The 12,255-nt window shown below is 67.0% G+C and carries 11 protein-coding genes and 3 pseudogenes; 6 read left to right on the top strand and 8 right to left on the bottom strand.

Going from position 1 to position 12,255, the window contains the following annotated elements; translation table 11 throughout:
* Positions 1-352: 352 nt before the first annotated feature.
* Positions 353-742, top strand: a complete 390-nt coding sequence (locus tag ABZ885_RS26250; RefSeq protein WP_360193338.1) for a hypothetical protein — start codon at positions 353-355, stop codon at positions 740-742.
* 136 nt (positions 743-878) lie between these two features.
* Here ABZ885_RS26250 and ABZ885_RS26255 read toward each other — a convergent pair.
* The 3 genes and pseudogenes from ABZ885_RS26255 to ABZ885_RS26265 all read right to left on the bottom strand — a co-directional run bounded on the left by ABZ885_RS26255 (position 879) and on the right by ABZ885_RS26265 (position 2,749).
* Positions 879-2,179 (bottom strand): annotated as a pseudogene (locus ABZ885_RS26255) (tyrosine-type recombinase/integrase).
* A complete protein-coding gene (locus ABZ885_RS26260; RefSeq protein WP_360193341.1) occupies positions 2,179-2,358 on the bottom strand; it encodes a helix-turn-helix domain-containing protein in 180 nt (59 codons plus the stop codon). The pseudogene ABZ885_RS26255 and the gene ABZ885_RS26260 overlap by 1 nt, the downstream one beginning before the upstream one ends.
* Positions 2,351-2,749, bottom strand: a complete 399-nt coding sequence (locus ABZ885_RS26265; protein ID WP_360193344.1) for a replication initiator — start codon at positions 2,747-2,749, stop codon at positions 2,351-2,353. The genes ABZ885_RS26260 and ABZ885_RS26265 overlap by 8 nt, the downstream gene beginning before the upstream one ends.
* 269 nt (positions 2,750-3,018) lie before the next feature.
* Between ABZ885_RS26265 and ABZ885_RS26270 the strand changes: the two genes are divergently transcribed.
* On the top strand, positions 3,019-3,369 hold the full coding sequence (locus tag ABZ885_RS26270) for a hypothetical protein (protein ID WP_360193347.1): 351 nt from the start codon (positions 3,019-3,021) through the stop codon (positions 3,367-3,369).
* 22 nt (positions 3,370-3,391) lie between these two features.
* Here the strand turns inward: ABZ885_RS26270 and istB are convergent, their stop codons facing one another.
* Together istB and istA are read right to left on the bottom strand one after the other, a co-directional pair.
* Entirely contained in the window at positions 3,392-4,150 is a 759-nt protein-coding gene (gene istB, locus ABZ885_RS26275) for an IS21-like element helper ATPase IstB (RefSeq protein ID WP_360193350.1), read from the bottom strand.
* Complete coding sequence (istA, locus tag ABZ885_RS26280) at positions 4,147-5,742, bottom strand: IS21 family transposase (protein WP_360193365.1); 1,596 nt, start codon at positions 5,740-5,742, stop codon at positions 4,147-4,149. Before istA ends, istB begins: the two co-directional genes overlap by 4 nt.
* 282 nt (positions 5,743-6,024) lie before the next feature.
* Here istA and ABZ885_RS26285 point away from each other — a divergent pair, with 282 nt between their 5' ends.
* From ABZ885_RS26285 to ABZ885_RS26300, 4 genes and pseudogenes are all read left to right on the top strand, one after another.
* Positions 6,025-6,276: a transposase gene (locus ABZ885_RS26285; RefSeq protein WP_360193353.1), complete on the top strand. Its 252-nt coding sequence runs from the start codon at positions 6,025-6,027 to the stop codon at positions 6,274-6,276.
* 59 nt (positions 6,277-6,335) lie between these two features.
* Positions 6,336-6,524 (top strand): annotated as a pseudogene (locus ABZ885_RS26290) (IS3 family transposase); the annotation flags it as partial.
* 6 nt (positions 6,525-6,530) lie between these two features.
* Entirely contained in the window at positions 6,531-6,893 is a 363-nt protein-coding gene (locus tag ABZ885_RS26295; RefSeq protein ID WP_360193368.1) for an IS3 family transposase, read from the top strand.
* 12 nt (positions 6,894-6,905) lie between these two features.
* Positions 6,906-8,099: pseudogene (locus ABZ885_RS26300) on the top strand (IS701 family transposase); the annotation flags it as partial.
* 3 nt (positions 8,100-8,102) lie between these two features.
* Here the strand turns inward: ABZ885_RS26300 and ABZ885_RS26305 are convergent.
* From ABZ885_RS26305 to ABZ885_RS26315, 3 genes are all read right to left on the bottom strand, one after another.
* The gene (locus ABZ885_RS26305) at positions 8,103-8,540 is read right to left on the bottom strand and encodes a hypothetical protein (protein WP_360193356.1); all 438 of its coding nucleotides are present in this window, start codon (positions 8,538-8,540) and stop codon (positions 8,103-8,105) included.
* A gap of 207 nt (positions 8,541-8,747) precedes the next feature.
* Complete coding sequence (locus ABZ885_RS26310; RefSeq protein WP_360193359.1) at positions 8,748-9,413, bottom strand: hypothetical protein; 666 nt, start codon at positions 9,411-9,413, stop codon at positions 8,748-8,750.
* Between the two features lie 2 nt (positions 9,414-9,415).
* Positions 9,416-12,255, bottom strand: a 2,840-nt coding sequence (locus tag ABZ885_RS26315) for a polymorphic toxin-type HINT domain-containing protein (protein WP_360193362.1), incomplete at its 5' end; no start/stop codon positions are given.

Raw genomic sequence — 12,255 nt, forward strand, 5'->3', positions numbered from 1 at the left:
ACCGGCTGGCCGTGCTGGAGGCACTCGAAGGATTATGACCTGAACCCCGGAGATCCGGCCGCACGTGAATGGTACAAGAACAGGGCCATCGAAGTGCGCGCTTCTCATGATGAGGTGCGCCAAGGGCCATATAATCCCACCGCTGGAGGCGGACCGGACTATTGGTTCTACCGCAAGGGTAACGACTTGGTGCTAACTAAGGGCGACGGGACATTCGTCACTATGTTCCCCCTTGAGCCGAGGGGGAATGCATGGTGGAACGGGGCGACTCCACGCCAATGCACTTGCTAGCGAGAACGCGGCAGGCTGAGGTGGTCGGCATGGAACATGTACCAGACAAGGGAGAAGCAGCGTGAACTCTCGGCCTGAAGGGGTAGATCCCCTGGTCATTGGCGGCCTCAGGGCCCGCGAGGTCTTCGAGGTTGTCGATGCTGAGGGGGTAGTGGAAGCACTTCAGATCGTGTTCCTGGATAACTCGTCCGTAGTATTCACGGTATGGACGGACTGGTCACTTCTAGTTGATAAGAGGTCAGACCAAGAGATTCCGGATTACCTGTGGCCCGGGGAGGAATACACTCAGCGGTCGATCGGGCTTGATATTCCAGAAAATGGGCTGATGATTCTCTCCGTGACTTCAACTGTCGATGAGGTAGGAGTCGTCATGGGCGCTGATATCGCAGTTGATGAGCACGTCGTCTCGGTGAGGTCATTTGGCGGCGAGATTTCGCTGTCGGTTCAGTAGGGTCGGGAACTTGCGGACCCGCCCATAAATGGCTTCAGGGCTCCCTGATCGCCGATTTGGAACGTGAAGACGCCCTCCTGGAAGGATTTCCAGGAGGGCGTCTTCAGTGCTTTGACGGCAACGGTTGACGGCAACGTCAGCGGACGGGTGCTGCACAAAGTGGCGGATCGTCGCCGTCGTCCTGGCTGGCGGCGTTCTCTGCGGGGCCACGCAGAGCGGTGCTGAGGGTGTCGACGGCCTGCCGCTGAAGTCGCATGCGGACGTGGGCGTACACCGTAGCGGTTACGCCGATGTGGGCGTGGCCGAGGAGTTCCTTGATCACAACGAGTTCGACGCCCCGCTCCAGGAGGAGGGTCGCCGCCGAGTGTCGAAGATCATGGAAGCGGATGCGGCGGAGCCTGGCCCTGCGGAGCAGGGCGGTGAAGTGCCGTGTGAGTGTGGCTCCCTCGATCGGCGCTCCGTCGGGCCTGGTGAAGACGTAGCTGCTGGCCTGCCAGTTTTCGCCCGCTGCCTCGCGTTCCTGGCGCTGTTGGTCACGGTGGCGTGCGAGCGACTGTAGACACGGGGCCGGAAGGGCGATGCGCCGCTCGGAGCTCTGGGTCTTCGTTGGGAGGGCGGTCAGGCCGCCGCTGTTGGTGCGCTGCAGGGTTCGGCGGATGCTGGCAGTGCCGCCTGCGAGATCGAGGTCTTCCCAGCGAAGGCCGAGGAGTTCGCCCTTGCGGAGTCCGGTGCGCAGCGCGAGGTCGAACAGGGCCTGCAGTCGGTGACCGTTCACGGCGGCGAGGAAATGGCGGGCCTCGTCGGTGGTGAGGGGCTCGAAACGGCGGGGCCGGGGGTGCCCATGCGTACGTTGCGGGCCACGTTGCGAGGGATCTCCTCCTCACGGACGGCGTGCTCCAGGGCGGACTTGAGCACCGAGTGGACGTAGGCCAGGGTCAGCGGCGACAGCCGCTTGGAGCAGCACTTGCCGGCCGCACAGCAACGGGGCTGGTCGCGGGTGGCGTCGAGGCCGCGTTCGCAACACTGGCAGGTGGTGCGGAGTTGATCGAGCCAGGTGCGGACGTCCTTGGCGGTGAGCTTGGCGAGCTTCTTCCGCCCGAGGCCGGGTATCAGGTAGAGCCGGACGCAGGCTGTGTAGCGGGTGTGGGTGTTCTCGCGGAGGCGGTGGACAGCGACGGTCTCCAGCCAGTAGGTCAGGTACGCGCCGACGGTGCCCTGTGCGGAGGGTGCGGGGACGCCGCGGTTGCTGGTGGCGATCTTCTCGGTGAGCTTCGCGGCGGCCTCGGCGCGGGTGGTGCCGTAGACGCGGACTCGCTTGCGGGTGTTGCCGGGTGCGAGGACGTAGCCGGCGGCTTCCCAGCGGCCGTCCTTGCGCTGGTAGATGGTGCCGTCGTCGTTGGCGCGGGTTTTGCGGGTGGTGGGGCGGGGCGTGGTCATCAGGCTGCCTCTTCGAGGTGGTGGATGTAGTCGGTGAGGGTTCGGGCGGGGATGCGTCGGGCGCGGCCGATGGTGATCGAGGCGAGCCGCCTGGTGCGGATGAGGTCGTAGACGGTGGAGCGACCGACCTTGAGCCGGGCCATGACCTCGGGAACGGTCAGGAGTTCGTCGTCACGCACCGGACGCCGCCCCCGTCCGCTTGCTCGGCGGTGCCACGGCAGCAGCGAGTCGTGCGAGTTCGGGGGTGAGGCCGATGCCGGAGAACGCCCAGTGCGAAAGGACGAGCGTCGAGGTGTCATCAGGCCCGGTGGCCGGGGCTCCCGCCTGCAAGCGCTGCCAGTCAGCCCGTGCCTGCCGTAGCTCGGCAAGGGTGGTGGAGTAGTTGCGGGTCTTGGAGGAGAAGTGGCCTCGGAAGCCGAGCATGTGCGCCCAGGACCGTAGCTTGAGGTCGGCAAGTTCGGGGTGTGCGCCGAGTTCCCAGGCGGTACGGATCATCTGTTCGGCGTGGACGGGTATGTCCCACTGGGCGAGTTCTGAGGTTCCCCCGAGGTGCGGAAGGTTGCCGGACATTGCCTGATGGGCCGTAAGAAGGGAGCCGCTGTCATGGCTGCACCGATGAAGTACCCGCCCGAGTTGCGGCAGCGAGCTGTCGCCGCGTACCGGGCCGCCGATCCGAAGCCCGTGATCCGGCAGATGGCCCGCGATCTCGGGGTGTGTGGACGATCACGTAATTCCCCGCGCCCACGGTCAGGTAATTCCCCAGTTGCTGGCGGAGGGGGCTGCCGAGTCCGGCGATGGTGGCCTGGGGATGAGATTGGCCAAGCTGGGAGGATGATGCCATGAGCTTCGACCTGGCGGTTCTTGCGATGGACGCTTCGGCTGATGCCGCGGCAGCGCGTGCGATGTTCGAGCGGTGCAACTCCCTGCATCATGGCGAGGGTGAACTGGATGAGCGGGTAGTCGGGTTCTATGAGCGGCTGCGCTCTCAGTTCCCCGACTACCCGCCCCGCCCGGCGGACTCGCCCTGGATGTCGACGCCGTTGGCGGTCGGCATCGACCACGTGATCATGAACCTGAGCTCCTCCTCCAAGAGTGACGACGCGATCAAGGTGATCGAGGAGCTGGCCGGGGAGTACCGATTGGTCCTGTGGGATCCGCAGTCCCAGGATGCCCACTTGCCGAGCGCCTGATCTCGATGCAGGGTGACAGTGGCTAACTTCCCTTCTCCGAAGGGTTTTTGGGCCGCTTGTTGGGCCGGTAACTGGGGCCGTTCATGATGACCTGGTGGCTGGTGTTGATCAGCCGGTCGAGGAGGGACTCGGCGACGACGGGGTTGGGGAAGAGCGGATACCAGTCGCTGGGGGCCCGGTTGCTGGTGATGATCAGGGACCGGCCCTGCCGCTCGCTGACCAGCTCGTAGAGGTCGTCGGCCTGGGCGGCGGAGAGCTGGCGCATCGCGAAGTCGTCGAGGATGAGCACGTCGGGGCGGACGAGCTCGCGGACCCGCTTGTCCCAGGTGCGGTCCGCGTGGCCGCCGGCCAGATCGGCCAGGATCCGGCTGGTCTTGGCGAAGCGGACGTTCGCGCCCTGACGGACGGCCAGGTGGCCGAGGGCCTGGGCCACGTGTGTCTTCCCGACGCCGACCGGCCCGAACAGAATTACGGACTCGCCTGCGTGGAGCCAGCGCAGGGCGGCCAGGTCGCGGATCTGGGCCGCGGGCAGCTTCGGGGAGGCGGTGAAGTCGAACTCCTCCAGGGTGACCTGCTGCTCGAACTTCGCTTTCTGCAGACGCCGTTGGAAAGCGACGGTCTCGCGGCGGGTGATGTCGTCCTGGCAGAGGACCTGAAGGAAGTCCAGGTGTCCGAGCTCGCCGCCGTGAGCCTGAGCCAGGCGGGCGTCGAGGGTCTCCAGCATCCCGGACAGCCGAAGCGTCTTGAGTGACTCGCGCAGGGCGGTGTCCATCACGCTCATCGCACGGCCTCCCCGGCGTCGTCGCGACCATGGTCATCGCGGAGCTCGTCCTGGGTCTGGGTGGGGATGGCGGAGGCGAACAACTGCTGGGGGCCGTGGAGGAAGGCCGCGGCGCCTGCGTCGCCTGTCTCCGGCTCGGGATCGGTCTCGGTGCCGGCGATCAGGATGCCCTTGATGGTGCGGTAGGCCGGATCGCCGACCGTGATGGCCTTGGTGCAGGCCGCCTCCAGGCGCTGGTCGCCGTACTTCTTCCGCAGTCCGAGGATCCCCTGGGCGGCGCGGAGCCGGTAGAGCGCGTTGACCTCCAGCAGCTGGTCGACCACCTCGCGGCAGGCGTCCCCGACCTCGGCCGCCTGGGTGCGGCACCAGATCGGCGTCTTCATCTGGAACGCGATCTTCTCCGGTGGGTAGTCGGTCCTGTCTGTCCTTTTGCCCTGGTCCAGGGCGGCGTGGGTCTTCACCAGCTCGCCCCCGTGGAAGACCTGGACCATGGTGGCGGTGGAGCGGACATCGACCCGTCGCCCGATCAGTTTCCAGGGCACCGAGTAGAGGGTGCGGCCGACCTTGATGTGGATGTCCGGGCCGACGGTGGCGGTGGACCAGCGGGCGAGCACGAACGGCGCGTTTGGCAGTGGCAGCAGGGCCTGGGCCTCCACGGCCTCGAACACCGCCAGCGGACTGGCTCCTCCCAGGGGTCGGCACTGCCGGCGGCCTGCCACGTTCGTTGCCCAGGTGACGGCCTCGGCCTGCATGTGCTCGATCGAGGTGAACTGGCGCCCGCTCCAGAACGAGTCGCGGACGTAGGGCATCGGCCGCTCAACCCGCGGCTTGTCCTTCGGATGCAGAGCTCTCGCCGGATCCACCAAAGCGCCGTAGTAGGTGGCGAGTTCGGCATACGCCTTGTTGATCTTCGGGTCGTAGAGGTCGGGCTTGTCGACACCCGTGCGCAGGTTGTCCGGCACCAGCCGGCGCGGGATGCCCCCGAAGTAGCGGAAGGCCTCGACGTGGGCCTCGGTCCAGGCGTGCTGGTCCATGTGGACCACCGGGCGGACGAACATGTGCCGCGAACAGGGCAGGACCATCACGAACGCCCAGATCCGGTGCCGCTTGCCGGTGCCCGGGTTGGTCCACTGCCCCAGGAACCCGTAGTCGATCTGGGCCTCCGAGCCCGGCTCGACGTCGTCCCGCAGCACGGTCACCTTCGACCGGGCCGACTCGTCCGGCAGGTTCGCGTGCACCCATCGGCGGAACGACGAGATCGACGCCTTCAACTTGCCCTCGTCACGCAGCCGCTGGTGGATCGTGGTGACCGTGGAAGTGCCCAGCAGGCTCTTGATGTAGTCGCGGTGCTGGTCGATCTCGGGCCAGGTGATCTGGTTCAGCCGTCGGCCGGCGAGGTCCGGGAACCAGTTCTTGATCAGCTTTGCCCAGTCCGCCTCGCTCATGGGCGGCCCGCCCGGGGTGATCCCGGCCGCCTCCGCCGGCCCCAGGTACTTCCTGATCGTCTTGCGATCCAGCCCCAGCGACGCGGCAACCTGGCTCTTCGAGCGGCCCGCGTACCAGTGGACGTAGATCTCGATGACGTCGACCACGGTGAATGTTCTCCTTGCCATCCGGTGCGTCCGTCGACCTCTCGGTCCGAGACCGAGGGACACGTGCACCTTCGCGATGGCCAGGCCCCTCGATCCGGACTCCGGCATGCCCATGGGGAATCAGGAGAATCTGGATAGAGCACTATGTAACGCCCAAACCACCCCAATCGGCGAATGTCGTGCACTGATCATCCGACCCGCGAGGCCGGAGCACAGGGGACGTGACACTCGCCGACCACCGTCCCCCTGGGGAATTACGTGAACGTCCGGGTGGGGAATTACGTGACGCTGGACCCGCTCCTGGTGGGGAATTCCCTGATCGTCGACAGGGTGCACCACGAGGCCCTGCGGAACTGGATCCGCCAGGACGAGGCGGACCGGGGCGAGCGCGACGACCGGCTCACCACCGCGGAGAAGGAAGAGCTGGCCGCCCTGCGCAGGGAGAACGCCGAGCTCCGCCGGTCCTGCGAGATCCTCAAGGCCGCCTCGGCTTTTTTCGCCCAGGAGCTCGACCCGACCCGGCGACGGTACTGAAGCTCATCGACGAGCACCAGGACCGCTTCGGGGCCGAGCCCGTCCTCCGGGAACTGCACATCCCCGCCTCCACCTACTACCGCTGGCGGCGCGACGTCCACACACCGTGCGCGCGCAAGCGCCAGGACACCGAACTCACCGAGCACATCCGCCGCATCCACGCCGACTCCGACGAGACCTACGGCTCCCCGCGCGTCCACGCCGTCCTGCGGCGCGAGGGCACCCACGTCGGCCGCAAACGAGTCGAACGCCTCATGCGCCTGATCCATCACAGCGACCACGGCTGCCAGTACACGTCCATCAAGCTCACAACTCGCCTACTGAAGACGGGAATCGAGCCGAGTATGGGAAGCGTCGGCGACTCGTACGACAACGCCCTCGCGGAGAACTTCTGGAGCGTCCTGAAGACCGAGTGCGTGCGCCGCACGACCTTCGAGACCCGCACCGACGCCGACCTCGCACTGTTCGCCTACATCGACGGCTGGTACAACACCCGCCGCATCCAGAAACGACTCGGCTGGCTCAGCCCCGACGAGTACGAGGCGAAGCACTACGCCGACCAGGCGACGGCCGAACCAGTGGCTGTCGAACCACCCACACCCGTCCTGACCAGGTAATCAACACCTCCCGCGCAGCGGGGGAAGCTCAGCCTGCTCGCTGACCTGCCGCGGAAGAACTGCTGGACGATCGCCGAGCACGCCGGTGACGCGAGCCCGGCCGGTATGCAGCACCTGCTCAGCCGGGCGTACTGGGATGCCGACCAGGTCCGCGACGACCTCCGCGACTTCGTGGCCGACAACCTCGGTGACGAGAACCCCGTCCTGGTCGTGGACGAGACAGGCGACCTGAAGAAGGGCATTGCCACGGTGGGCGTGCAGCGCCAGTACACGGGCACCGCGGGCCGGTTCGAGAACTCCCAGGTGGCCATCTACCTCGTCTACGCCACCAGCGCCGGTCACGCCGCCATCGACCGCCGCCTCTACGTTCCCCGCTCCTGGACCCAGGACCCCGCGCGGTGCCGTGCCGCCGGCATACCCGACGGCCTGAAGTTCGCCACCAAACCGGCCCTGGCCGCCGAGATGATCGCCCAAGCCCTGGACGCCGGCGTCCCGGCCGCATGGGTCACCGGCGACGAGGTCTACGGCGGCGACCCGCACCTGAGCGCCGAGTTGGAAAGGCGTCAGATCGGCTACGTCCTCGCCGTGTCACGCAAGCGGCCGATCGCCACCCACGCGGGCGTCTTCCCGGCTGGCGTGCTGGCCCACGGCCTGCCGCAACGAGCCTGGCAGAGGCTATCCGCGGGAGCCGGGGCCAAGGGCCATCGCTTCTACGACTGGGCCCAGGTCGACATCGACAGCCCGCCCGGACACCCCGGCCACCGGTGGCTGCTGGTCCGATGCAACCCGGCACACCGGTGAACTCGCCTTCTACCGCTGCTACTCACACCGCCCGGTCCCGCTCACCACGCTGGTCAAGGCGGCCGGACGCCGCTGGACCGTCGAGGAGACCTTCCAAGCCGCCAAGGGCCTGGCCGGACTCGATGAGCACCCCGCCGCTGGACCTCCTGGCACCGCTGGACCACCCTGGCCATGCTCGCGCACGCCTTCCTCGCCGTCACCGCCGCCATCGAACGGGCCACGAACATCGCGACGGCCGAACTCAGCCCGCTGACCTGCAACGAGATCCGGCGCCTGTTCGCAGCCCTCTTCGCCCAGCCTGTCCGCAACCTCGCCCACTGGCTCCGCTGGTCGAAATGGCGGCGCCAGCACCAAGCACGTGCCCGCACCAGCCACTACCAGCGGCAGGCAGCCCAACAACCATGAAGATCAAGATCTACAGCTGGAGTAGTGGGGCGTGCGCCCGGACCAGGGGGTGAACGTGGGCGGGTAGCGGTCCGTACTGAACAGGGAGCTGTAGAGCGCGGGCTCCTGGACGGCGGCAATGAGGTCGCTGCGGGCGGACGGACCGGCGTCTCGGATGACGCGGCCGTCCTTGTCGCGGATCTGGCGGGCCCAGGCGTAGTAGGCGTCGCAGTGTTCCTGGGTGACCTGGGCCAGGGAGGCGATACCGCGCCGTGTGAGCCAGTTCAGCCACTTCTGCAGGTCCTGGAGCCGGCTCTGGCACGTGGTGATGGTGGGCGGCACGCGGAAGGCGTAGGGGATGACCCGTGCCGTGATCCGGAGCAGTCCCGTGCCGGCCTCCACCCCATCGACCTGCACCGCGGCCAGCTGCGGCAGCAGGACCTCCAACTCGACGCTGGACATACGCACAGCCTGCGACTGAACTGACCGTCCGTCATGACTGCTCGCAAGCGCGATCACCGGCTACGAAAATCCTGGAAGAGCCAACTTTCCGACACGCTCGGCTTGAACGAGACCCGAACTCGGGTGAGGGGCCTGCCGAAGGCGCGCCGTCGGCAGGCCCCTCGCATCTGACGGGCTGGTTCGCTATTGCATGAGGAACAGCTGTGTTCAGCCCTCTAGGTCTGACCAGATGTTGAGGTTGCCGTCTCCGACAACACACGGGTGGTAGCCGAGCTTGCTGCCGAGCTTCCTCAGCCGTTGTAGCTGTGCTGGGCCGATGGGGACGAAGTAGGCCTTCATGGATCGCAGGTACAGCCGGAGCCCGAGATCGGAGCCGAGTTCGTTGATCGCGAGCTCCAGGGATCGGACCAGGTTCGGCAGCGGCGGCGCGTACAGGTTGGTAACTGCGGCCTCGGCCAGGGACGGCCCGCTCGTTCGGAGCTCCGCCAGAACCGCCTCTCGGAGTTCTGGCTGGTCGGCGGGAATGGGGTCGCCTGGGATGAAGGCGGGGTCGTCCTGGCGGACGAAGGCGGTGCAGGTGTCAGCGATTTGCGAGAGCCATACGCGGATGCCGAGCCCCGCTTGGGCCGGTTCGAAGTGTGCGCGGGTGGCCGCCAGCCACAGGGTGGAGAGGACGTCGTCCGGAAGCGCGGACAGCACGAGCCGGCGGGTGTCCTCCAGTACTTCCTGCGCGTATACCCGGCCCTCCCGCTCGAACAGCAGGTCGGCCATGTCCAGGCAGCCGGCCTCGTCTGGAGCGACGAAAGGCGAGTGCACGTACTTGGTGTACCCGCTGAGGCCGAAGTCCTCATAGAAGTCGCTGCGCGGTCTCATCTTTACTCCGGGTACGAGGTGTAGACGACGAAGTTGTCTGCGTGAGGTCCATCGGCAGATTTTTTGGCGACATACCTTAGCTGGATCACCACAGTATTCCCGGTCGGCGTACTGACGCTGCCGTCGGCTGGATTCCCCTTGGTGTAGACCTTGCCGAGTGATCCTTCGTCCCGGAGCTGCCACCGAATCGGCAGGAGGTCTCTCGTCGAGACGAAGCCAATGCCTGCGCCGGCTTGCTGGCCCTGCTTTTGTTTCCATTTGGCGAGGGTCACCTGGTTCTGGGGATCCTGCAGCCATTCCTGGAACGCCCTCGTCACAGCGCCGACGGCGGTGTCCTGATCGTTCCATATTGTGGCGCGTCCGCTCCTCTCCGCTTCGGCCTTTGCCTGGGCCTGGACTGGATTGGGTTTCACATGGCTGTCGATCGTGTGAGCCTGGGCGATCCCTTCGTCAGCCACGATGTTGAGGCAGTTGTGGACGAGCAGGTCTTGTGCCTCGCCGCCGACGGTGCGCACGTAGAAGGTGTGTGTGCCGTCGACCGTGAGGTCGTAGACGGTTTGCGGGGCCAGGACGGTTCGTACCTGCAGACTGCTGACGGTTTGCGAGAGACCGTCCGCGGTGCGGAGGCGATCGCCGGGCTGCAATGCGGAGGCGACGGTCCAGCCCCTGTCCTCGGTGTAGATACGATGTCCGGCTGTGGTGGCGAGGTTTCCGCCGCCGACGAGCCCGATATCAACGAGCCGCTGAGTGTCATGGACGAAGGTGGTGGTGACTGTCTGTGGGTGGAGCCCGCCGACGACAGGGTCGGTTGTCAGTACCCGATCACCACTGCGGATCGTGCTGATCGGGCGGCGGGACCCGTCCGCGAGCAGCACCTCGGTAGAGGCCGGGAAGCTGTTGGCCGAGCATGTCGCTCGCGCATCCTGAGCCAGTTCGACTTCGATCTCGAGTTGTCGGACGAGGGCGCGGTCGACGTTGCGGTCGGCGCGCAGAGCCGCGAGTGCCGCGTCGGTGCCGACACCGTCCTTCAGGGTGTTACGGAAGGCCTTTATGGCGTCGGCGGTGGCGATGAGTTTGCTGATGACTGCGTCGCTGTAGCCGTTGAGGGTGGCTTGCAGGGCTAGCTTGGCCTGTTCGAGTTCGACGCCTGTTTCGAGGGCGAAGCGGAAGGCGACGATGCCCTTGGCGGCCTTGCCGAGGGTGCCGTAGGGGATGAAGTTGGATGCGGCCCAGCCGCAGGGGCCGTTGAGGCCGGGGTTGTTCCAGCACTTTACGAAGTCACCGGTGACGGCATCCACCACGACCCGGCCGGCGGCGGCTTGTGGTGAGTACTTCGTACGGTAGTCGAGCTCTGTGATGTCGATGGTGGTGTCGTACTGGGAGCTGATCGGCTCGCTGCGCAGGAGGAGGGTGTCCCAGACGCTGTACTTGCCCGTGCAGGCGGCTATGGAGAGGTTCGGCTCGGGGCAAGTACTGAGGAAGTAGTCCAGGGTGCCTGTGACCTTGACCGTGACGGTGATCGTGCAGACGGAGTCGCCTGCGGTATTGGTATGCCAGGCCTTGGACTTGGGGAGGGCGACGGGGTAGCCGTTCGACGTCACCGCATGGGGGTCGCTGAGGACGCACGTGGCCAGGGTGTCGCGGACGTTCTCGTACTTCGTGTCGGGCCGCGGGATGGCACGGACGTAGGTGACGCGGCCGGTGTCGTCGACGACGGCCGTTTCGTGCTGCATTTTGCCTTCGGCCGTGTCGGCCTGCTGTTTCGCCATGATCAGCTGTGCGGCTTCTCTGGCGGCCGCGAAGGCTTCGTCCCGGCTCTTGCCGGCGGCGATGGCCGAGGATTGGGCCTGGTCGGAGGCAGTTTTGGCGTCGGTCGCGTACTGCTTGGCCTGCTGGGCGTAGCCGGCTGCCGCGTTCGCGGAGATGCCGGCGCTGCGGGCCGATTCCTGTGCGGCGGCTGCGGCGGTGCGGGCCTGCTTGGCATGGGCGGCCGCCTGGTCGGCGGACACCTTGGCCTGTGCGGCAGAGTTGGCGGCCTTCGTGGCCCAGTCGGCTGCTTGTGCGGCGGAGGCCTGTGCCTGGTTGGCGTACCCGGCGGCTTCGTCTGCTGCGCCGCGGGCGGTGGCGTAGGACCGGGCGGCCTGGGCGGCGTATTCGCGGGCGAGGGAGGCGTTGCCGTCGATGGTGGAGAGGTAGGAGTTGATGGTGGCGACGTGGGCTGCGGTGAAGGCGTCGCGTTGGCGGGCCAGGGGCAGGCCGGTCTGCAGGAACGGTTCGAGGCCGGAGGTGGGTCCGGCCATGGCGGCCTGGGCCGCGGCCTGGACTTCGGGGCCGCCGGTGGCGATGGCCTGGGTGATCAGGACGCGGTTGTCGTGTTCGCGCGCGATGTACTGGCCCTTGGTCAGGAACGCGCGGACGTCGGCGTGGGTGCCGCCCATGGCAGTGTTGGCTGCGTCCTGCACGCCGGGGCCCCCGGCTGTCATGATTTGCATGAGGTGGACGCGGTCGTCGTGTTCCTGGCCGGGGTAGGCGCCTAGGGTCAGGAAGTCGCGGACTTGCGCCGCGGTGCCGACAGATGCGGTTTCGGCAGCGAGTTTGTGCTCGAGGTTGGTGGAGACTGCGGCGATGCCGATGACGCTGCTGCGGTCGTCGTTTTCCCGCGCGGTCGCGAGGTCGGAGCTGAGGAAGGCGAGGACTGCGTCGTCGGAGCCCTCGAGTGCGGTCTGTGCCGCGGCCTGGGTCCAGGGGTCGTGCACTTCGGTGGTCATGGCGGTGCCGAGCGCGTCGACGACGCCCTGCGCCGCTCGGCGCAGGGGTTGCACGTCGGCGAGCTTGGCGACGG

The sequence above is a fragment of the Kitasatospora sp. NPDC047058 genome (assembly GCF_040643935.1).
GTDB lineage: Bacteria > Actinomycetota > Actinomycetes > Streptomycetales > Streptomycetaceae > Kitasatospora.